A 22,085-nucleotide genomic window follows, 5' to 3' on the forward strand; every position below is an offset into this window, starting at 1 on the left:
CCGAAGCGAATACGTCGGCGCCCTAAGTATCGGCCACGCGATGCGTACGATTTTTTGCGCATTCACCATCCGGGTCCCCCCGTGTTTAAATCCGCACTGAAGAGGGTTGTCGAGAGCTTGTTATAAAAAGGCGGATGCTGATGGAGAGTCCACGACTAAAGGCCCATTTCCATGTCGAGGTCGTGGACGGATCCCGGGTCTTCCTGTTCGCCGAGGGGAAGGACTTCCTGGTGCCGGGGAAGGCCGCCGTGGCGGTGCTCCCCTACCTCGACGGCCGCAGGAGTGTGAGTGAGATCGTCCAGGAGCTGTCCGGGAGCGTTCCATTCACCACGGTGCTGACCACGCTGCGCCGCTACGAGGCGGCGGGGCACCTCGCGGAGGGCAGGCCGGACCTGCCGGAGAAGGTGCTGGCCTACTGGGACGCGCTGGGCATCGACCCGGCGGCCGTCACGAAGGGCACGCCGGTCACCGTCGCGGCCGCCGAGGGGGTGGACGCCACACCGGTCACGGCCGCCCTGACCGAGCTGGGGTTGAAGGTGCTCACCGGCGCGATCGACGAGGTGCCCGCCGAGGGGGTCTCGGTCGTGCTCGTGGACGACTACCTCGACCCGGCCCTGGAGCGCCGCAACGCGTCGCAGCTGGCATCCGGGCTCCCCTGGCTGCTGGCCAAACCGGGCGGTGTCAGCCCGTGGCTCGGCCCCTTCCTCGATCCCGACCACACGGGCTGCTGGTCGTGCCTGGCGCAACGGCTCAGCGGCAACCGCCAGCTGGAGCGCTACCTGGCGGGGAAGCGGGGCGAGCGGACGCCGTTCCACCCGGTGCGCGCGCAGATCGCGGCCGGGCCGCTGGCGCTGGCCGGGATGCTGGCGGCCGAGGTCGCCAGGATCGTGGCGACCGGCGAGCCGGGTGCGCTCTGCGGTCAGATGGTCGCCCTCGACCTGGCGACCATGGAGACCAGCAGGCACATACTGATCCGCCAGCCGCAGTGTCCCTCGTGCGGCACGCCGTCCGACGGCAACCCCAAGATCGTGCTCGCCCCGCGGCAGGCCAACCACGTCACCGACGGCGGCTACCGGGTCAACCAGCCGCAGGAGACGTTCGCGCGGCTGGAGCGGCACATCAGCCCCCACCTGGGCGCGATCACCAAGCTGGTCTCGATCGGTGCCGACCCCAGCGGCCTGACCTACAGCTACGCCGCCGGCCACAACTTCGCCATGGTCAACGACAGCATGGACCTGCTCCGCCGCAACCTGCGCGGGCAGAGCGGCGGCAAGGGGCGCTCGGAGATCCAGGCGAAGGTCAGCGCGGTCTGCGAGGCGATCGAACGGTACTCGGGGGTCTGGCGGGGGGACGAGGTGGTCATCCGGGCCGCCTACGCCGACCTGGATCCGGCGACCGCGGTGCACCCCGACCGGTTGCTGCTCTTCTCCGACGAGCAGCGGGCCGGGCGCAAGGAGTGGAACGCCGACCCGGCGCACCGGCTGCAGCAGGTGCCCGACCCGTTCGAGGAGAACGTGCCGTTCGACTGGTCGCGGGCCTGGTCGCTGACCCGCGACGAGGAACGGCTGGTCCCCGCCGCCTACGCCTGGTACGGCCACCCCGACCTCTACCGCCACTTCTTCTGCATCGCCGACTCCAACGGCAGCGCGGCGGGCAACACCCTGGAGGAGGCCATCCTGCAGGGCATCTGCGAGCTGGTCGAGCGCGACTCCGTGGCGCTGTGGTGGTACAACCGGCTGCGCCGCCCCGCCTTCGACCTCGACTCGCTGAACGACCCCTACGTGGGCGAGCTGCGGGACTTCTACGGGGCCATGGACCGTGACCTGTGGATGCTCGACCTCACCACCGACGTGGGCATCCCGGTGTACGCCGCGGTCTCCCGGCGCCGCCACGAGGTGGAGGACATCATGGTCGGCTTCGGCTGCCACCCCGATCCGCGCATCGCGGCGTTCCGCGCGCTCACCGAGCTCAACCAGTTCCTGCCGACCGTGGAACGGCGTGACGAGCAGGGCAACACGCTCTACCGGGTGGACGACCCGGAGATGCTGGCCTGGTGCAAGGAGGCCAGGCTGGAGGGGGAGCCCTGGCTGCTGCCGGCGGAGGACCTCGCGCCGGTCACCGTCGGCCCGCCCGCCCCCACCGACCTGGCCGTGTGCGTGCGCCGGTGCGTGGACTCGATCGAGGCGGCCGGATCCGAAGTGATCGTCCTCGACCAGACCCGTCCCGACCTGGACCTGAACGTCGTCAAGGTGATGGCGCCCGGCCTGCGGCACTTCTGGCGCCGCCTGGCACCCGGCCGCCTCTACGACGCACCGGTACGGCTCGGCTGGCTCGACCGGCCGACCCCCCAGGACGAGATCAACTCCTGGAACGTGTTCTTCTAAGTGAACGGTCCCCCCATGAACCCCATCATCGTCTCCCGGCTGCGCCGGGACGCGTCGTTCTCCGGTGAGCGCATCCAACTGACCACCACGGCTCTCGAACTGAGGAACCTGTCACCGGGACAGGGCACGGCCCTGAAGCTGCTGGCCGAGGGCGACCACGATGACGCCGCCCTGGCAGGCGCGGTGACCATGGCGGACGGCGAGGCGGGACTGCTCCGCTGGCACCTGCTGTTCCGCGGGCTGAACACCTCCGGGCTGCTCGAACACGCCGCGGCGGTGGACGGCACCGTGGTGGCCAGGCTCTTTTCCGTCGGCCGGGGCTCGACGCTGCCGGCGGCGGCCCCCACGGGCCCGGTACGGCTGTCGCGCTTCGCCGAGGCGCGGGTGGTGGACGGCACGCTGACCCTGCAGACCCCCGGCCGGCACCTGGCCGTCGAGCTGATGCCGCAGGCCGCCGGGCTGCTCGGCGAGCTGGCGACCTGGAGCACCTCCGTGCCCGCCCCGGTGCTGCGGCTGCTGGCCACGGCCGGCCTGCTGGCGCCGGGCGGTCCCGATGAGGACGTGGAGGTGGCCGAGCGCCCCTACGCCCAGTGGCACCCCGCCGACCTGGCCTTCCACTCCCGTACCCGCTTCCCCGCCTCGGTCGGCGGATACGGCGGGACCTATCCCATCAAGGACCGCTTCGCACCGGAACCGGTCTCCCCGCCGCCCGCCGGTGCCCGGACCGTCGCGCTGCCGGTGCCCGACCTGGACGAGATCGCGGCCGGGGACCCGTCGCTCACCGAGGTGCTCGAACGGCGCCGCTCGATCCGCGCCCACGACCAGGACAGACCGATCACCCTCGCCCAGCTCGGCGAGCTGCTCTACCGGAGCCTGCGCAGGCGGGGCACCATGACCGGCGGCGACGGCCAGGAACTGGCCGACCGGCCGTATCCGAGCGGCGGCGCCGTACACGAGCTGGAGGTCTACCCGCTGGTGACGGCGTGCGAGGGACTGGCGCCCGGCCTGTGGCACTACGCGACCGACCGGCACGAGCTGGAACTCGTCGCCGAGCCGGGCAAGGCCACCGAGGCGCTGGTCGGCCAGGCTCGGGGCGCCGCCATGCTGGAGGCGGATCCACAGGTGGTGCTGCTGGTGGCGGCCCGGTTCGGCCGGGTGATGTGGAAGTACGAGACCGTCGCCTACCCGCTGATCCTCAAACACGTGGGCGTGCTCTACCAGACCCTCTACCTGGTGGCCACCGCGATGGACCTGGCCGTGTGCGGCCTGGGCGGCGGGGACGCCGCGGCCTTCGCCACCGCCTCGGGACGCGACCCGCTCCTTGAGGGCACGGTCGGGGAACTGGTACTCGGCTCCCGGCCCCGGACGGAGGAGTAGACCGCGATGAGATTCCGCTACCAGGCGCTGCAACGGATGCGCGAGCCCGACGAGCTGGACTCCCCCACCCTGCTGGCCACCCCCCGGGGCTGGATCGCGGTCTTCGTCGTGATGATCGTGATGGCGGGCGGGCTGGTCTGGGCGTTCGCCGGCGAGTTGCGCATCTCGGTCGCCGCCCCGGGTGTCCTCACCCACCCGGGCGGTACGGCCCGCATCCAGAGTCACTACTCGGGGCTGGCCCGCCGCGTGCTGGTCCGGCCGGGCGACCGGGTGATCGTCGGCCAGTCCGTCGCCGAGCTGCAGGACGCCGACGGCAAGACCCAGGAGGTGGCCAGCCCGTTCACCGGCCAGGTGGTCGGCACCACGGTCAGCGACGGCCAGGTGGTCGCCGTCGGCACCACGGTCGCCACGGTCGAGCGGACCGACCTGCCCGACGACCGCCTGGTCGCCATGGTGTTCGTGCCCGCCGACCGGGCGGCGTGGATCGCCCCCGGCCGCCCGGTCGACCTGGAGGTGTCCACCGCGCCCGCCGCGGCCTTCGGACTGCTGCGCGGCCAGGTCACCTCGGTCAGCCGCTACCCCCTGACCGGTGAGGCGCTGGCCGGGCTGGTCGGCGGCGAGCTGGCCGCCAAGAGATACGCCGCGGTCCAGGCCCCCCTGATGATCATCGTGGACCTGATCCCCGACCAGAGCTCGCACTCGGGATACAGCTGGTCGACCGCGCAGGGACCGCCCGTGCAGCTCGACTCCCAGGTGACCGTGTCGGCCTCCATCCACCTGGGCGAGCAGACACCGTTCGACCTGGTGCTCGGACGCTGAGCGGAGGAGGCACCGATGACGAACACGACATTGAAACCCGCGGAGCCCGCCAAGCCCGCGCCCAAGAACCAGCCACGCCCCCCGCGCCCCCGCAGGAAGAACCGGCACCGGGTGCCGACCGTGATCCAGATGGAGTCGGTCGAGTGCGGTGCGGCCGCGCTGGCGATGGTCCTGGGCCACTACGGCAAGCACGTGCCGCTTGAGGAGCTGCGGGGCCGGTGCGGGGTGTCCAGGGACGGGTCCAAGGCATCCTCGATGCTCGCGGCGGCCCGCTCCTACGGAATGATCGCCAAGGGCTTCCAGGTCGAGGCCGAGCTGCTCCGCGACCAGAGCGGGCCGGTGATCATTTTCTGGGCGTTCCAGCACTTCATCGTGGTCGAGGGACTGGTGACCCGGTTCGGCCGAACCATGGTCGCGATCAACGACCCGTCCTCGGGTCCACGGCTGATGGAGTGGTCGGAGTTCGACTCCGGCTTCACCGGGATCATGCTGACCTTCGAACCCGGCCCCGACTTCAAGCCGGGTGGCGAACGAGCCAAGCTCAGCAAGGCGCTGCTCCAGTGGCGGCTGCCGTCCGGACGCGCCCTGCCGCTGGTGCTGCTGGCCAGCGCGCTGCTGCTGCTGCCCGGCATCGCCGGGCCCGCCTACTACCGGGTGTTCATCGACCGGGTGCTGAGCGGCAACTCCCCTGACATCCTGCCGCCGCTGCTGATCGTCATGGTGTTCACCGCGGCGGCCATCTTCGTGCTGACCTCGGTGCAGCAGTACTACCTTCTGCGGCTGGAGATCAGGGTCGGGCTGGTCGGCTCCGCCCGCTTCTTCCGTCACCTGCTCCGGCTGCCCATCGAGTTCTTCCTGCAACGCCGACCGGCCGAGGTCGCCAAGCGGATCTCCACCAACGACACGGTGGCCGAGATCCTCTCCCGCGACCTCGCGCTGACGGTGATCAACATGGTCCTGGTGGCGTTCTACGCCGCCCTGCTGGTCCGCTACGACGTGCTGCTCGGCATCATCGGCGTCGGCATGGCGGCGCTGAACATCCTGGTGCTGCGCTGGGTCGCCCGGGCCCGCAAGGACGCGGTCACCGCACTCCGCACCGACCGCGGCAACCTCACCGGCACCACCTTCGCCACGCTCAGCATGATCGAGACGGTCAAGGCCACCGGCGCGGAACCCGACGCCTTCACCCGCTGGGCGGGTTTCCTGGCCAAGGTCGTCTCCGCGCAGCAGCGGCTCGGCGTGCCCACCGCGGTGCTGGTCGTCGTCCCGCCCCTGCTGGCCACGGTGAACACCGGCCTGATGCTGCTGATCGGCGGGCTGCGGGTGGTGGAAGGCGTGCTCAGCATCGGCATCCTGATCTCCTTCCAGACCCTGCTGGCCGCGCTGAGCAGGCCGGTCACCCAGCTCACCAACCTCGGCGGCCGCCTGCAGGACCTCAGCGCCGACGCCAAGCGCATCCACGACGTGGAGCGGCACCCGATCGCCCGCTGCTTCGAGCGTGCCGGCGGCGAGGCGGAACTCGGCACCCGCCTGGAGGGCCGCCTGGAGTTGCAGGAGGTCACCTTCGGGTACGGCCCGCTGAGCGATCCGGTCATCAAGAACCTCTCGCTGAGCATGACACCGGGCAGCCGGGTCGCGATCGTGGGCGGTTCCGGCAGCGGCAAATCCACCCTGGGCCGCCTGCTGACCGGCCTGTACGAGCCGCGCGCCGGCCGGATCCTGCTCGACGGCCATCCGCTGGACGAGATCCCGCGCACCGTACTCGCCAGCTCGATGGCCTACGTCGACCAGGACATCGTGCTGTTCGCCGGGACCGTACGCGACAACCTGACCCTGTGGGACGAGGCGGTCCCCGACGAGGTGGTGCTCGACGCGCTCCGCGACGCCGCCGTCTACGACGCCGTGCTGGCCCGTCCCGGCGGGATCAACTCGTTCGTCCGCGAGGACGGCCGCAACTTCAGCGGTGGCCAGCGGCAGCGGCTCGAACTGGCCCGCGCCCTGGCCGCCGAGCCGACCCTGCTGATCCTCGACGAGGCCACCAGCGCCCTGGACCCGGAGACGGAGCACGTCATCATGGACAACCTGCGCCGCCGCGGCTGCGCCTGCCTGCTGATGGCCCACCGGCTGTCCACCATCCGCGACGCCGACGAGATCATCGTCCTGGATCGCGGCGAGGTCGCCGAGCGCGGCATCCACGAGGAGCTGCTCGCCGCCGACGGCATCTACACGCGGCTGTTCAACACCGGAGGAGGACTGTGAGCCCCGCTGCTCTCGCCGGAGTCGCCATCCCGCTGGACCTCGGCACCGAGCGGTTCACGATCCTCGACAACCCCGGGCGGATGCTGCTGGTCGAGGCCGGCGCGGTGGACCTGTTCGCGGTCCGGACCGCCGACGGCGAGCTGGACGGCCGCTGGAACTTCCTGGGCCGGGCCGAGGCGGGCACGGTGCTGGCCTGCGGGGTGCGGTCGGGGCCACGCCACGTGATCGTGGCCCGCCCGGTGCCCGGCGCCGTACTCTCCGACGTCCCGGTCGCGGCTCTGCACGAGCTGCCCGCCGAGGCCGCCACCTGGCTGGTCAAGGGACTCAGCCGCGGCATCGAACTGCTGGCCCGGGCGCTGCCCGCTCCCCTGCCGCCCCGCCAGTTCGTCCCACTGCCCGGCAACGGGACGGCCGAGCTGGACGCGGGCCGCGCCGTGCGATCGGTCGACGGCGTGCGCTGCGTGCGCGTCGAGGCGGGTGACGTGGAGGTCGGCGGCAACGATCTGGTGCTCGGCGCGGGCAGCGACATCTGCCTGACCGAAAGGGACTGGCTCGTCGCCCGCACCAGGACCCGGCTGCGGACCCGCTCGCTGCACTCGGTCTTCGACGAGGGCCTGCTCTGCGAGTTCCTCGCCGCCCACGCCGTCCGGCTGCTCGACACCGTCGACGAACGCCTCGAACGGCGGCGCGAGGAGGAGCGCGCCGCCCTGACCGGCCTGCGTGAACGCGAGAGCACCGTGCTGACGCAGGCCGTACGGAGCTTCGACGCCGTGCTGCGGGACACCGAGGTCCAGGTGAAACTGGCCGACGTGGCCAACGATCCGCCCGCGCTGGCCGCGGCCCGGCTGGTGGCGGCGCACCAGGGGTTCGAGGTCCGGCCGCCGGTGCGGCGCGGCAGCCAGGACCGCCCGGTGGGCGACCTGCAGGCGATAGCGCTGGCCTCCGGCGTCAGGACCCGGCTCGTACGGCTGGACGGCCCGTGGTGGACGCAGGACCTGGGGCCCATGGTGGGCAGCAACTCCGCGGGCCGTCCGGTGGCGCTGCTGACCATGGGACGCGGCTACGTCATGGTGGACGACGGCGTGCTCACCCCGGTCACCGCGGCCGTCGCCCGCAACCTGGAGAACCGGGCGCACGTGCTGTACCGGCCGCTGCCCGCCTCGATCAAGACCGTCGGCGCGCTGCTGCGCCTGGGGCTCCTCGACAGCGGCAACTACCGTGACCTGCTGCGGTTCGCCACCATGGGGGTGCTGGTCGCGCTGCTCGGACTGCTCGTCCCGATCATGACGGGCAAGGTGCTCGGCGTGTTCACGGTCCGGGCCGAACTCGACCTCATCGTGCAGGGCTCCCTGGTGGTGATCGGTTCCGGGTTCGTGATCGCGGCCCTGTCGGTGGTGCAGAACATCGCGGTGCTGCGGGTCGAGAGCCGCACCACCTCGGCCCTGCAGTCGGGCCTGTGGACCCGGCTGCTCTCCCTGCCCGCCGGGTTCTTCGCCCGCTACTCCACCGGTGAGCTGGGCACCACGGTGCTGGGCATCAGCTCGGCGCAGGAGATGCTCTCCGGGATGCTGACCACGGCCACGCTGGGGCTGCTCACCGGATCGGCCAACCTGGTCCTGGTCTACTTCTACGACGTGCGCCTGGCTCTGGTCGCCACCGGGCTCATGCTGTTCGGGCTCGGGTTCGCCATCGTCGCGGGACGGATGCAGCTCCGCTGGCAGCGGCAGTCCTACGAGCACGAGCGGACCATGTCGGCCCGGGTCTTCCAGATGCTCACCGCGATGCCGAAGCTGCGGGCCGCCGCCGCCGAGGAACGGGCGTTCGCCGAGTGGACGCGCGAGGTCACCAGAGGCCGCTCGCTGACCGCCTCGGCCCGTCGCATCCAGAACGCGGTGACCACGTTCAACGCCGGATTCCCGCTGGTCTGCACCGGGGTCGTGTTCGCGGTGGTGGCGGGACCGATGGCGGGCCAGGTCTCGGTCGCCACCTTCCTGCCGTTCTTCACCGCGCTCAGCCTGCTGCTGGCCTCCAGCCTCCAGTTCACCGCCGCCGCCGTCACCGCGATGGGCGTCGTGCCGATGATGGAGAACATCAAGCCGATCCTGGAGGCCCGGCCGGAGACCGACGGCACCAAGGCCGACCCCGGCGACCTGTCCGGACGGCTCGCACTCAGCCAGGTGTCGTTCCGCTACGGCCAGGACGGTCCGCTGACCCTGGACGGGGTCGCCCTGTCGATCGAGCCCGGCGAGTTCGTGGCCCTGGTCGGCCCCTCGGGCAGCGGCAAGTCCACGGTGCTGCGGCTGCTGCTCGGCTTCGAGATCCCACTGTCGGGCACCGTGCTCTACGACGGCCAGGACCTCGCCGAACTCGACGTCTCCGCCGTCCGCCGCCAGTGCGGGGTGGTGCTCCAGAACGGCGCGCTGCAGGCGGGCAGCATCCAGGCCAACATCGTCGGCAGCAGCATCCACACGGTGGACGACGCCTGGGCGGCGGCCGAGATGGCCGGGCTCGCCGACGACATCAGGGCCATGCCGATGGGCATGCACACCGTGCTCTCCGAGGGCACCAGCACGCTCTCCGGCGGCCAGCGGCAGCGTCTCATGATCGCTCGGGCGCTGGTCGCCCGGCCCCGCATCGTCTTCTTCGACGAGGCCACCAGCGCGCTGGACAATCCCTCCCAGAGCCGGGTCGCCGAGAGCACCCGCCGGCTCAACGCCACCCGGGTGGTGATCGCCCACCGGCTCTCCACGGTGGTGGCCGCCGACCGCATCGTGGTCATGGACGAGGGACGGATCGTCCAGCAGGGCACCTACGACGAACTACTGGCCGTGAAGGACGGCCTGTTCGCCCAGCTGGCCACCCGTCAGCTCTCCTGAGTGCGGCTCGACGAGGATCGGCGAGCCGCCGCGGCGCCGTGATCTCACCGATGGGCGGCCGGCTCTTTCCCCGGACGACTCTCAGGTGCCGAGCTGGCAGGTGATCGACGGGTCGGTGATGGCCGTGTCGTCGGCGAGCAGGAACGCCTTGGACAGGATGATCGACAGCATGCCGCCGTTCTCCTCGAAGGGCAGAAAGACCGAGGCGGCGTCGCGGTCGTGGCCGGGGACGATGCACAGGTAGGCGTCGTTGGGCTCCATCAGGATGTTGCCCGAGCCCAGGTGGATCTTGTAGGTCCGCCGGTCTCCGCGTACCCGCAGGAACCGGTCGGTCAGCTCGGCCCGGTCGGCGATCCTCAGCCGGGGCAGCAGCCGGGCGAGCGCGTCGCGCCGGGTGCCGGCGGTCTCGGTGAGTTCGCCGAACCCGTAGGAGTGCCAGTACTCCTCGTGCCCGGCGACGGCCTGCTGGTCGAGGCCGACCGAGGTGACGCCCACTGCCAGGTCGGCGTCGCGGAGCACCTCCGACAGCACCAGCGGCGGCACCTCGGTCAGCGGCACGCCCTCGTCACCGGCGAGGTCGTCGGCCCGGTGGAAGCGAATCCGCTCGCTGACACAGAAGGACGCGGTCCCCCACCCGTCGGCATCCGGGTCTCCCGTCACGTGCATGTACCACCGGGCCTGCCAGCCGGACAGCTCCCTGACGGCCTCGCCCTGGTCGCCGCCGCACTCGTAGTCCCAGTGTCCGATGGACGGCCCGCTCCAGCCGCGCTGGTTCAACAACGCCTTGGCCTGGCCGTAGCGGAGCGTGTGCCCGGTGAACCGGTTGGAGTGGACGCGGGTCCGTTCCTCGGCCGGGGTCAGCAGGTAGACCTCGCGGAACGCCTGCTTGTACGGCTGGCGGATGCCGTGCTCCAGCAGATGGTCGCGCCAGGCCCGCACGTCCTCGGCGGTCGCGTGGATCGGGTGCCAGAGCCGGACCGGGGTGTCGGGGTCCGGCCGGACGCGGCGGCCCTGCGGGTCGGTGAGTTCCCATCCGGAATCGGTCCGGACGGGGAGCCCGGCCGGGCCCTGGCGGGTCTGCCAGATGAGGTTCCTGGCGTACAGGCCGGTGAGCGGATGGTCGAGGAAGAACTCCGTCACCTCCGCCCAGCGCCAGAGCCGTTCCTCGATCAGCGCCCGCTCCAGCCGGAACCGCTCGGCGGGCAGTGCCTGTTTGAGCTCCTTCAGGGTGGCCTTGAGGACGGCGAGCTCGGGGGCCTGGCGGATCGCCTGCGGTGCCGACCTGACCGTCCGGCCGGCCGGGTTGACGAACTGGAGCGCGGGACCGTCGGCGCGGAGCCGTACCAGGCAGTCGCCGATCTTCTCCTCCCGCACCCCGTCCCGGCCGAGCCCGAAGGCGGGCACGGTACGGTCCAGCAACTGCTCGCGGCCCAGCCCCGCCTCGGCGGCCACCGCGTCCAGGGTGCGCGCCACGTTGCTCAGCACGGTCTTCTTGCGGACCTTGACCTGGACCCTGGCCAGGGCCGCGACCACCTCCAGCCCGCCCCGGCGGGCCAGCGTGTGCACCGCGGCGTTGGCGAGCAGCTCGCTGCGGCAGTTGGCGCCCGACCCGCCGATCCCGGTCCCGCAGGTCAGCGCGACGTCACCGAGGAGTGCGGCCACCCACGGCTCATCGATCAGCTCGCACGTCCACACCATGCCGCGTACCGGCACGGCGGTGCGCTCGTGCAGGAAGGCGGTCTCCCGCCCGTAGAGGTTCTCCTCCTGCCTCTCCCGGTGAGCCGCCACCAGGACGAGGATCTCGCGGACGAGGCCGGCGGCTTCGGGGGTCAGCAGCGTTTCCGCGGTCCTGAGCCATCTCTCGCTGGGCTTGGCGGATCGGGCGCTGTTCCAGTGCCGCAACAGGGGCAGGACCTCGGGGGCGGCCAGGCGCGCGCCGTACTCCTCGGCCAGCCTGCGGGCGACCTCGTCGCAGTCCCAGATGACGTTCCGCACCACACCGGCCGGGCCGTTCTCCGCGGGTTCGGTCAGCACGTCCTCCATCTGATCGTGCAGGGCGTCCCAGACCGGCCGGTGGTACTTCCGGAACCACCCCAGCGTCCCCTCCAGGATCTGGCGGCGTCCCCGGTAGTCCAGCCGCCGGATCGCGGCGAGCGGGAGCCGGTACAGCTCCGGATAGTCGGTGTGCCTCCAGGTCATCAGCGCGTCGGCGGCCATCCAGAGGAAACGGGCGTCCTCGAACGTCCATGGGGTGTCACTGTCGGCGGCCAGCCGGGTCATGCGCAGCACACGCTCGTCGTAGTGGTGGACCCCGTGGTGCCCGTTGCCGAGCCGCAGCTGCGCCCAGCGGCCGAACAGCCTCGGGTCGCTCTCCGCGTCGGGAAGCTCCCGCCCCGCCTCGAAGGCCGCGTCAAAGCGGGCGAAGATCTCACGGGTCGGTGCGTCCAGGTAGTGCATGACATAGCCGTGAGATCTAGGGAAGTCGTCGATGACGCCCATTCCTCAGCCCCCGACCAGCGGAACGAGCTTGATGAAGGACACCACCGGGTCGACGGTCAGGTCGATCATCTCGGACAGGTCGTCGATCTGACGCTCCCCGACGAGCAGCAGGAACCCGTTGCGGCCGAACGCCCGCTCGGCGGTGTCCGCCTGCCGTTCCCAGTCGATCCGCCGCTTCGCGCCCATCCGGTAGCCGTTCAGCTCCACCTCGGCGTCCTCGGGACGGACCAGCCCGTTGAACCGGGCGGCGGGGGCCGCGTTGTACCGGGCGACCTCCTCGCGGACCCTGAGCCGGACCAGTTCCCGCGCCGAGATTCTCTCCGGCAGGTCGGGGAGGGTGAACTCCTCTATCGGTTTTCCCGTCGCGGTCTCATCCCTGAAGGTGACCGTTGCCATCTGGCAGCTCCACAAATAATTGGAATCACTGTGATGGCCATCAGTAGCATTTCAATCCGACAGAAACCGATGTCACCGAACCGGGGGCCCGCCCGGTCGGCCCTGAGCACCACGTGGATGTCGCGCGTGTCATTCGTTACGCGAAGCGGCGGAGACCTGAATTCATCGCGGATGACGGGTGACCGAAAAAGCGGAACTCGGTGAGCCGGCCGTTAGAGTTCATGGATGCTGCTGACAATCCTTGGCGGATGCGGTGCGTGGCCGGGGGCGGGCCAGGCCTGCAGTGGTTACCTCGTGGAGCACGACGGGTTCAGGCTACTCGTCGACCCTGGATATGCGACGGTGCCGCGACTGCTGGAACGGATCACCGCCGATCAGGTCGACGCGGTGTTCATCAGTCACGGACATCCCGATCACTGTGCCGACCTGAACCCGCTGTTGCGGGCGCGGGCATTCCGTGATGACCCGCCGGCGCCGTTGCCGGTGTACTCGCTGCCCGGCGCCCTGGATGCGGTACTCGCGCTGGACCGCCCGGGGATGCTGACCGATGTCTATGTCCTGCACGAGTTCACCGCCGGCGACTCGCTCGGCATCGGCCCGTTCCGCGCGCGGACCCGTCTGCTGCCGCACTCGGTGCCCAATGCCGGCATACGGCTGACAGCGGGCGAGCGGGTGCTCACGTACACCGGTGACACCGGCCCGAGCCCCGATGTGGTGGACCTGGCGCGCGGCGCTGATCTGCTTCTGGCCGAGGCCACCTATGCGGACCGGGTCCCGGAGGATTCACGGCGCCACCTGTCGAGCGCCCGCCAGGCAGGCCGGCATGCCAAGGAAGCCGGCGCCCGACACCTGTTACTGACCCACCTGCAGCCAGGCACAGACGCCACAGCCGCGCAAGCCGCCGCCGGGGCCGAATACGACGGCGAGATCGGCATCGCCACTTCCGGTCTCACCGTCGATCTTTCCTGAGCAAGGCCTCCTCCGGCTTCGACCGCGTTTACGCCGATGCGACATGGGGTGCACGTCCACGATCGCATCGATCCTCGCGCGCATGACGGCCGGACCGCTTCGGTGATCGACCTCGATCGACATTGCAGGGGCGAATCGCTGTGCATGTCAGCCGGTACACCGGCACCATGTGTCCGAAGCTCTCGATCTCCCCCTGAGTGGAGCAGAGCCCACTCTCCTGTCGCTTGGCACGACGCGTACGGTTGTCATACGGACGCCCGCCGACGAGGAGCGAGAGAACTTCCGGTGAATGACGAGCTACCGCCCGAGCTGCTGAACAGCGATCCGAAGGGCTACGCCTGGCAGGTCTGGCACGATCGCACTCCGAAGCTGGTAGCGAAGATCAAGGACACGAATTCGTACGGTCCGAAAGAGCACGATGCGCTGGACGCGTTGCTCACCGAGATCTTCTCCGGGGTGATGGAGCCGCTCGGCGCGCAGGCCCATGATCGGGAGGTGTGGGCGGGCTGGGGAGCCGAGCACTTCGGAAAACCCTGGTCGGACGCCCCTTTCCTCTGGTCGGAGTCGTACTTCTACCGGCGGGTGCTTGACGCGGTCGGGTTCTTCGAGCCGGGACCGTGGCGGGGAGTGGACCCGTTCGCCCCTCTCAAGCGGGCCGAGCTGGCATCCCTCGACGACCTTGAGTGGCCGACGGCCGGCGCGTCCGGTCAGGCGAAGCTGCTGGCCGCGCTCTGGGGCAACCGCGCCGACCTGAGTTTCGCAATGGGCACCCTCACCGAATCGTCGAGTACCGAGCTGGTCTGCGACGACAGCGCGAAGATGTGGAACGCGCTCGCTCCCGGGGCCGAGGTCGTGGTGGTGGCCGACAACGCCGGGCGCGAGCTGCTCGCGGATCTGATCCTCATCGACCATCTCCTGGAACACGGACACGCGGCCTCGGTCGCTCTTCATCTGAAGCCGCATCCCTACTACGTGTCCGACGCGACCACCGCCGACCTCGCGGACACCCTGGACCGCCTGGCCGAAACAGACGGCGCGCCCTTCCACCGGCTCCGGCAGGCGACCGTGGACGGGAGACTCTCGCCGTACGTCCACGACTTCTACTGCGCGCCCTGGTCCTTCCGCCGGCTCCCCGCCGACCTCGCGGTTCTGTTCGAGCGGGCGTCGCTGACCATCATGAAGGGCGATCTCAACTACCGGCGGCTGGTGGGTGACCGGGCCTGGCCGGCCACCACCCCGTTCGCCGACGCGGTCGCGTACTTTCCCGGCCCGGTCGCCGCGCTCCGCACCCTCAAATCCGACGTGGTCGTCGGCATCCCCCCGGCGACCCTGAGAAACCTCGACGCGGACACCCCGGACTGGCGTGTCACCGGCGGCTACGGGCTCCTCCAGGCCGACCTCCGGGAAAGGGTGCCCGGGAGCGGTTCCTGACGCGGTTCCCGATGGCCTCGACAGGTGTCGTTGTAGCGCGCCCCGTCACCCCGGCCCGCCGGGCGGGCATCGACGGCGCACGAGAAGTCCCTACCCGCCACGGCGAGTGACCTTCGCACTTCGGTGTCTCGTCTCGGCCGCATGGATTTGTCGGGGGCGGCTGATAGACGTGCGTTGGAAGTCGTCCCGCCGCCGAGAGGAAACGCACCGTGAACTGGACCCTGGAAGTGGTGATCGTGCCGGTCTCCGACGTGGACCGCGCCAAGGCCTTCTACGCCGAGCGCCTCGGCTTCGCCGTGGACCACGACACCAAGGTCGGCGACGACGTGCACATCGTCCAGCTGACCCCTCCGGGCTCTGGCTGCTCGATCGTGGTGGGAAAGGGGCTCACGGACATGGCACCGGGCTCGCTCCGGGGGCTGCAACTGGTCGTCTCGGATCTCCACGCGGCGCGCGCCCGGCTCGTCGAGCGAGGGGTGGAGGTCAGCGAGATCCAGATCCTCGGCGAGAACCCGAATCCCGAACCGGACCCCCTGGACAACGTCGGATTCGTCTTCTTCAACGACCCGGACGGCAACAGCTGGGCCGTACAGCAGATATCCGCCCGAGGCTAGGAGATCCTGCCGGAATCCCGGGGCCTGCCGGGTCCGCCCGGACATCGACGGCCCGGCACCGGGCAGCCCTCAGATCCCGGTCATGGGGGTGGACAGCGGGTCCGGCCATGGCCCGCTACCCACTGGCCGCCACGTTCCCGACAAGGGAGCGGAGGATCGGCTCGGCGTGGGTCCAGAGCACCGCACCGCCGATTTCCGGCACCAGATGCCGTACGGCGCCGGGGATTCGGGCGGCGAGTGTCGCTCCCCTGTCCGGAGAGTGGCCGGTGTCCTGCTCGCCGTACCAGACGTCGACCGGAACGGTGATCCTCCCAAGGTCGAACGGCCATCTCCCCATGGCCAGTACAGTGTCACGGGCATAACCGGCCGCCCCCTGGGCGAACCCCTCGTCCAGCGCCCGGCGGTAACCGGCCCCGAAGCCGGGATCCCGATATACCGCCAGGTCGGAGGCCGGGCTCCCGGCCATGACCATGTCCCACATCGCGCCCGCGCCGAAGCCGGCGAAGAACTTCTCCGCCCCATCCGGATCGTGCACGGCCCTGTCGACGAGCCCGCGCAGCTCCGCGGGCAGCGCCTCGGTGAACTCCGGCGCGGCGATCTCGTCCGCGCCGGACACGATGGCCAGCGTCGCGGCGATCCCCTCGACAGCGCACGCGAGCGCGAACGGCGCACCCTGCGAGCTGCCGACCACCGCCGGGGATCCCAGCCCGCGCAGCCCGGCGAGATGGCGGACATCCTCGGCGAAGTCGGCGAACGTCCGGCCGGGCGCGGGTGTCGAGGCGCCGAGTCCCGGACGGTCCACGGAGACAAGACGTACTCCGAGTTCATCGACGGCATCCGTGCCGAAACCGAGCCACCGGCTCGTGGCCGCCCCGGGACAGAGCAGCACCGGAATGCCGTCCGGTGCGCCCCACTCGGCCCAGCCGAGCAGCCGCCCATCGGGGAGCCGGCTCTCACCGAGCCGGACAGGATCGTCGATACGCACACTCATAGGCCCCATATTTGCCGCAGGCAGCCCATATCCGCACCGGATTTTCGTCCCCGGCGGGGCCGCGCCGGCTTCGGACCGTAAACCCCTCCCGAACCCCGCGAACGCGGTTGCCGACACCGCCAAAGGAAGAAGTGGCCTGCCCGCGCCTGGCTCCTTCGCCCGGCATCGGTTCGGTGTCGGCCGCTTGATGTAACATACATTGTTACAGACAAGGAGGACGATGGCTGCGAACAGCCGGCTGACGATCGCCGTACACGCTCTGACCTGGATCGCGCTCGCCCAGCGGCGCGGGCAGGAGTGGCTGACCTCGGAGCAGGTCGCCGCCAGCGTCAACACCAATGCGGTGATCATCCGGCGCAGCCTCGGCGATCTGCGCCGGGCGGGCCTGGTGGAGGTCCGTCACGGGGCCGGGGCCGGCTGGAGCATGGCCCGCGCACCCGAGGACATCACCCTGCTCCAGGTGTACGACGCCGTGGAGCGAGAACCGCTCTTCGCCATGCACCACACCGAACCCAACCTGGAGTGCCCGATCGGCAGGGGCATCCGGCCCGTGCTGGGCGTGGTCTACGAGCAGGCCGACCAGAGCCTGCGCCGCGAACTCGGTCGCACCTCGATCGCCGATGTGCTGCGGGGCTGCCTGTAGGCGCGATGACGCGCGCCTTCAGTAGCAACAATGTTTGTTCCAGCAACACGGAAGGATCTTCGCCGGTGAAGGACAGCCGATGCCCGATCGTCGAGCTCAGGCAGTACACACTGCACGAGGGGGGACGTGATGTGCTGATCGACCTCTTCGAGAGGGAGTTCATCGAGTCCCAGGAGGCGGCGGGGATGACCGTCATCGGCCAGTTCCGCGACCTCGACGCTCCGAACCGGTTCGTCTGGCTGCGCGGATTCCCCGACATGGAGCACCGGGCCGAGGCACTGCGCTCCTTCTATGGCGGTCCGGTCTGGAAGGCGAACCGGGATCGGGCCAACGCGACGATGATCGACTCCGATGACGTGCTGCTGTTGCGTGCGAGAGAGGACTTTCCGGCATCGGCGCGGCCTCCGGTCGGCGACGCCGCGCCGCCGTCGATCGTCACCGCGACGATCTACCACCGCGACCGGCCGTTCGACGACGCCTTCGCGGGCTTCTTCGACCGCTCCGTACGACCGGTGCTGGCCGAGGCCGGAGCACGGCCGCTGGCCTGCCTGCGAACCGAGTACGCCGAGAACACCTTCCCCACCCTGCCGGTCCGCACCGGGGAGAACGTCTTCGTGTGGTTCTCCCGGTTCACCGGTCCTGACGATCTCGCCGATCACCAGGACCGGCTGGCCCGCTCGCGCACCTGGCGTGATCGGGTGCTCCCGGAACTGTCGGAAACGCTCACCGGCACTCCCCAGCGGCTCCGGCTGGCGCCCACGGCACGATCACTGCTGCGCTGAGACGCGGTTGCCCCCGGGTCAGGCTCAAGCAGGACACGCGTGTGACGTGGGGCGCCTGGTAGCGTTCGCGAACGGGTGTGTCCGCATGTCGTCCACCCGGACCGATCGAGTGGAACGGGACCTGCGATGAGCCCCGAGTCGACGCCGCGCCAGGCGATCGCCGAGCACATGGTCGAGATTCCCGCCGGGAGCATCTTCCTGCGGGACGAGGGCACGAAGGCGATCTGGAAGGTCGAGGTCGGGGCCTTCTGCCTGGCGCCGTATCCGGTGACCCGCGAGCTGTACCGCGCCGTTCGAGGCGAGGCGCCCGCGAGCCCGGCGGGGCCGCGGACGCCGGTGACCGAGGTCTCCTGGCTGGACGCCGTCCGGTTCTGCAACCTGCTCTCGCGGGCGACGGGGCTCGAACCCTGCTACGCGATGGGCGACGACCCCGACGGCCAGGACGTGGTCCACGACCGGGAGGCCGACGGCTACCGCCTCCCGTCCGAGGCGGAGTGGGAGTACGCGTGCCGGGCCGGGACCTCCGGCGTGCGCTACGGGGAGCTGGACGAGATCGCCTGGCACCGCGGGAACTCCGGCGGCGAGGTGCACGACGTCGCGACCAGGGCGCCGAACGCGTGGGGCCTGCACGACATGATCGGTAATGTGTGGGAGTGGTGCTGGGATGTCTACGATCCCGAGGTCTACGGTCCGTACCGGGTGTTCCGGGGCGGCGGGGTGTACGACCACCCCCGAGGATGCCGGGCGTCGTGCCGCCGCAAGAGTCACCCGACCTTCCGCATCGACGACCTGGGGTTCCGGCTCGCCCGATCGCGGTGAGTGGGCGCCCCGCTCGCCGTCCATATCCTGAGGACAAGGCCTGCCGTTCGTGACGCCGCAGCGGCTTGATGAGAAGTCGCTCTCCTTGGGGGCAGCGGAGTCACAACGGGCAGGTCTTGCCCTTGATGAGCCCCACACCGGCCTTGATCTGGGAAAAGTCCCAAGGTCGGGGGTTTGCGGCTCGACCTGAGATGGGCACTCTCACTCCTGCGGCCGGTTGTCCGGGGCCGGGGATTCCGGCCTCGACAGGCGTTCCCTCGGCGTCCCAGCACGGAACGGACCGCGTACGGAAGGTCGGGTAACCGTCACCGTCCGGAACGTGAGACGCCGGCGCGAAGAGGAGAGATCATGTCGAACCCGCCGCTTCCCGAGGAAGCAGTCGCCATGCTGAAGAGGCCGAATCCGGCCGTCATCACCACGCTCCAGTCCGACGGCCGGCCGGTGTCCACCGCCACCTGGTATCTCTGGGACAACGGCCGGATCCTGGTCAACATGGACGAGGGCCGCAAGCGGCTGAACCACCTACGCGACGACCCCCGGGTCAGCCTCACCGTGCTCGACGAGGGCAACTGGTACACACATGTCAGCATCATCGGGCACGTCGCCGACATACACGCCGACAAGGATCTGACCGACATCGACCGGCTGGCCCAGCAGTACCTCGGGAAGAAGTACCCGCAGCGGGACCGCGGCCGGGTCAGCGCCTGGATCGAGATCGACCGCTGGCACGGCTGGGGCAAGCACAAGGACAGCGATCAGCCCGGCTGACGTCCACCCGGCCATCGAACGGCTGAGAGTCGGCAACGATCTGAGATGACAACGCGAAGGCCGGGCACCCGATTCACCTCGGTGGTCCCGGCCTCTCGGTTGAGCTACACCGGCTCGCGCCGGTGACGGGATTCGAACCCGCGACCGCCCCATCAGAAACCGTTAGCGACATGATGCGGCGGGACCGCGCATTTCAGGTGGTGCTGCCGCCGCGCCCGCGGCTGAGCAGCGCGGCGATCGGTACGGCCGCAACCAGGCCGCTGAGCAGCACCGCGGCAAGCGCTCCCAGGACTGCCTGCTGGTTGCCGAAGGCGATGCCGACGGCGGCCAGCGCGGGCCCCGCGTTGCGCACCGCCGCGACGCCCCCCATGGTGGTGCGGCGCACCGGCGATCCCGTGGCCAGCAATGTGCCGGCGGTGAACGCGGCGACGGACAGGACGAACCCCGCGAGCAGCGCGCGTGAGCCGAGCAGCGCGACGACGTCATGCCAGCTGCCCAGAAGCATGCCCGCCAGCACGATCATGAACGTCACGTTCGACACCTTGACGGCGACGGGATGCCACGATAGCGCCGTGGGCGGTGCGTAGCGGCGCAGAACGAGTCCAACGGCGAACGGCACAAGCTGCAGGACGGCCACGGTCCGCACCAGCGCGGCGACATCGAGGGAGACTCCCCCGCCGACCTCGGCCGCGGTGAGGATGGCGTTGGCCGTCGGGCCGAAGGTGATGCTGCCCGCCGTGGCGAGCAGCACCTGCATCGCCGCGCCCGCGACCACGTCTCCGTTCTGCACCATGCCCAGCTTCGCCCCAAGCGGCCCGCCCGGCGAGGACGCGACGAGCACCAACGCTATGAAAGGCGCCGTGGACAGGCCGAACAGCGCGGCGACCCCCCAGCCCAGCAGCGGGATGACCACCAGGTTGGCCGACAGCGCCAGCAGGAGCAGCGGGAGATCGGCCAGGATGGCGCGCAACGCGGGCAGTGTGGCTCCGAGACCGGCCGCGAACATGGTGGTCGCGATGAAGATCACGGTGACCGCGTTGGTCACCAGATGCAGCGTTTCCATGCGCCCCTCCCGCCCCGATAGCGACCGTCCCCGGGCGGAACCCGTCGCCGTACCTCAGCCTTCGAGATCGCCGAGCCAGCGCAGGGCGCGCAGTCCAGGCATGAAGCAGTACTCGCCGCCACGTACGACGACGAACTGCGGCAGCGACGGCAGGCGCCGCCGGACCGGCCGCCGGGGGATCGTGAAGTCACCCAGGCCGTCGTTGGATCCGACTATGGGATCTCTCGCGTCGCCCGCGCCGAAGAAGACGCCGTCGTTCATCCATTGCGACTGGACGAACTCGAACTGCCGCCCGAGGTGCGCTCCGACGAACGTGAACATCAGTCCGCGGTCGGCTCCGTCGTCTTCCAGGACCCCGTCGGGTAGCAGCGGACCGTACGCGGTGCCGCGTCTGATCATCCGGTGCAGCCTCGGCGCTCCCGCCACCGCGGCGTCGCGGGGATTGGCCCGGCGGATGTGGCTGCCGCAGGGAGTCGTGAACCCCACCGGATCGTCCTGCTCGTAGATGAAGCTGTTGTTGCGGCCTCGGTCGGCGCCGAGGTCGGGGTCGTCGTGCTGCGGGCTGAGCGCCAGCGGCGCGCCACTGCGCCAGCGTCCCATGATCTTCGCCGCCAGCAGTTCCTCGTCCTCGGGACCGCTCGAGTTGTCCCTCAGGTACCGCCGGAACACGGCGACGCGCTGGTGGAGCTTGCGGAAGGCCACGAAGGTGCCGTTACGGCCCAGCACCTCGGGCCCCAGGGCCTGGACGCCGCCCATCTCGTCGCGGTAGCCGAGCACGAACTCGCCGGCCTTGAGCGGCGCCTCCAGCTTGTTCGACCCGGCGATGCCGCTGCCCTCGACAGCCGGATGGCTGATGCCGTCGCGGTAGCCGAAGGGCTCGGTCTCGCCGGGCAGCGCGTAGCAGTCCTGCCGCCAGATCGCGGCCACGCCGGGAAGGCCGCGATACGCCGGCCGGGCGCGGTCGATGGCCGCCTCCAGTCGCGCGCTGTCAGGCGCGAGCGCGGTGAGCACCACGTGGACCTCGGACGTGCCCAGCGGTGCTTCCCAGTTCTCGGGGGCGCTCTCTCCGGTGTCGCCCAGCACCTTCGCCCGTGCGACCATCCCCTGCCGGAACTCCCAGGGGAACGTCTCCAACGACTCCCGCGGCACTCCCAGGGCCTTGAGGCCGTGATAGGTGACCGCGACGCTCACCCAGGCCTCGCCCAGGGGACTCATCGAGTCGGCGGCCGAGGTCACCACCGCGCTCACGCGCCGCATCAGCTCCCGCCCGTGCGCGCGGTCGTCGATCCGGAACAGGATGTACGTCGCGGCGTACGGGGTCGGGCGAGGGCTGAGAACCCCGCGCTGGATGTCGTCGAGTTCGAGCGTGACGTGCGTTTGCCCGGTCACGAATAC

General features: G+C 70.4%; 17 protein-coding genes. 12 read left to right on the forward strand and 5 right to left on the reverse strand.

What is annotated here, in order from left to right:
• Positions 1-134 precede the first annotated feature (134 nt).
• Genes ABT130_RS31605 through ABT130_RS31625 form a run of 5 tightly spaced genes read left to right on the forward strand, consistent with a single transcriptional unit; the run spans position 135 to position 9,715 of the window.
• The gene (locus tag ABT130_RS31605) at positions 135-2,384 is read left to right on the forward strand and encodes a TOMM precursor leader peptide-binding protein (protein ID WP_350961533.1); all 2,250 of its coding nucleotides are present in this window, start codon (positions 135-137) and stop codon (positions 2,382-2,384) included.
• Between the two features lie 15 nt (positions 2,385-2,399).
• A complete protein-coding gene (locus ABT130_RS31610; RefSeq protein WP_350961536.1) occupies positions 2,400-3,761 on the forward strand; it encodes a SagB family peptide dehydrogenase in 1,362 nt (453 codons plus the stop codon).
• Between the two features lie 6 nt (positions 3,762-3,767).
• Positions 3,768-4,580 (forward strand): biotin/lipoyl-containing protein, encoded by an 813-nt coding sequence (locus ABT130_RS31615; RefSeq protein ID WP_350912373.1) that lies wholly within the window; start codon positions 3,768-3,770, stop codon positions 4,578-4,580.
• 15 nt (positions 4,581-4,595) lie between these two features.
• Positions 4,596-6,839, forward strand: coding sequence for an NHLP family bacteriocin export ABC transporter peptidase/permease/ATPase subunit (locus tag ABT130_RS31620; RefSeq protein ID WP_350961538.1), 2,244 nt, complete (start codon positions 4,596-4,598; stop codon positions 6,837-6,839).
• Entirely contained in the window at positions 6,836-9,715 is a 2,880-nt protein-coding gene (locus ABT130_RS31625) for an NHLP bacteriocin export ABC transporter permease/ATPase subunit (protein ID WP_350912369.1), read from the forward strand. Before ABT130_RS31620 ends, ABT130_RS31625 begins: the two co-directional genes overlap by 4 nt.
• Positions 9,716-9,796: 81 nt before the next feature.
• On the opposite strand, the gene ABT130_RS31630 is transcribed toward ABT130_RS31625, so the two are convergent.
• Both ABT130_RS31630 and ABT130_RS31635 read right to left on the reverse strand, forming a co-directional pair.
• Positions 9,797-12,214 carry a DUF4132 domain-containing protein gene (locus tag ABT130_RS31630; RefSeq protein ID WP_350961541.1) on the reverse strand — a complete coding sequence of 806 codons (2,418 nt, stop codon included), beginning with the start codon at positions 12,212-12,214 and terminating at the stop codon, positions 9,797-9,799.
• A 3-nt stretch (positions 12,215-12,217) separates the two neighbouring features.
• On the reverse strand, positions 12,218-12,610 hold the full coding sequence (locus ABT130_RS31635; protein ID WP_350961543.1) for a hypothetical protein: 393 nt from the start codon (positions 12,608-12,610) through the stop codon (positions 12,218-12,220).
• 225 nt (positions 12,611-12,835) lie between these two features.
• Between ABT130_RS31635 and ABT130_RS31640 the strand changes: the two genes are divergently transcribed.
• The 3 genes from ABT130_RS31640 (at position 12,836) to ABT130_RS31650 (ending at position 15,624) form a co-directional block, all read left to right on the forward strand.
• Complete coding sequence (locus tag ABT130_RS31640; RefSeq protein WP_350961546.1) at positions 12,836-13,579, forward strand: MBL fold metallo-hydrolase; 744 nt, start codon at positions 12,836-12,838, stop codon at positions 13,577-13,579.
• Positions 13,580-13,864: 285 nt separating this feature from the next.
• The gene (locus tag ABT130_RS31645) at positions 13,865-15,010 is read left to right on the forward strand and encodes a damage-control phosphatase ARMT1 family protein (RefSeq protein ID WP_350961548.1); all 1,146 of its coding nucleotides are present in this window, start codon (positions 13,865-13,867) and stop codon (positions 15,008-15,010) included.
• A 209-nt stretch (positions 15,011-15,219) separates the two neighbouring features.
• Entirely contained in the window at positions 15,220-15,624 is a 405-nt protein-coding gene (locus tag ABT130_RS31650) for a VOC family protein (RefSeq protein ID WP_350961551.1), read from the forward strand.
• Between the two features lie 115 nt (positions 15,625-15,739).
• Here the strand turns inward: ABT130_RS31650 and ABT130_RS31655 are convergent, their stop codons facing one another.
• Positions 15,740-16,615: an alpha/beta fold hydrolase gene (locus ABT130_RS31655; RefSeq protein WP_350912357.1), complete on the reverse strand. Its 876-nt coding sequence runs from the start codon at positions 16,613-16,615 to the stop codon at positions 15,740-15,742.
• 220 nt (positions 16,616-16,835) lie between these two features.
• Between ABT130_RS31655 and ABT130_RS31660 the strand changes: the two genes are divergently transcribed.
• The 4 genes from ABT130_RS31660 to ABT130_RS31675 all read left to right on the forward strand — a co-directional run bounded on the left by ABT130_RS31660 (position 16,836) and on the right by ABT130_RS31675 (position 19,627).
• A complete protein-coding gene (locus tag ABT130_RS31660) occupies positions 16,836-17,258 on the forward strand; it encodes an Rrf2 family transcriptional regulator (protein ID WP_350912355.1) in 423 nt (140 codons plus the stop codon).
• 65 nt (positions 17,259-17,323) lie between these two features.
• On the forward strand, positions 17,324-18,040 hold the full coding sequence (locus ABT130_RS31665) for an NIPSNAP family protein (RefSeq protein ID WP_350961553.1): 717 nt from the start codon (positions 17,324-17,326) through the stop codon (positions 18,038-18,040).
• Positions 18,041-18,166: 126 nt separating this feature from the next.
• Entirely contained in the window at positions 18,167-18,859 is a 693-nt protein-coding gene (locus ABT130_RS31670; protein WP_350961556.1) for a formylglycine-generating enzyme family protein, read from the forward strand.
• 348 nt (positions 18,860-19,207) lie between these two features.
• On the forward strand, positions 19,208-19,627 hold the full coding sequence (locus tag ABT130_RS31675; RefSeq protein WP_350961559.1) for a PPOX class F420-dependent oxidoreductase: 420 nt from the start codon (positions 19,208-19,210) through the stop codon (positions 19,625-19,627).
• A 193-nt stretch (positions 19,628-19,820) separates the two neighbouring features.
• On the opposite strand, the gene ABT130_RS31680 is transcribed toward ABT130_RS31675, so the two are convergent.
• A complete protein-coding gene (locus ABT130_RS31680; RefSeq protein ID WP_350961561.1) occupies positions 19,821-20,690 on the reverse strand; it encodes a bile acid:sodium symporter in 870 nt (289 codons plus the stop codon).
• 54 nt (positions 20,691-20,744) lie between these two features.
• A complete protein-coding gene (locus tag ABT130_RS31685; protein ID WP_350961564.1) occupies positions 20,745-22,079 on the reverse strand; it encodes a Dyp-type peroxidase in 1,335 nt (444 codons plus the stop codon).
• Between the last annotated feature and the right edge of the window lie 6 nt (positions 22,080-22,085).

Origin of the sequence: Streptosporangium sp. NPDC001681 (assembly GCF_040298085.1) — a bacterium.
Lineage (GTDB): Bacteria > Actinomycetota > Actinomycetes > Streptosporangiales > Streptosporangiaceae > Streptosporangium.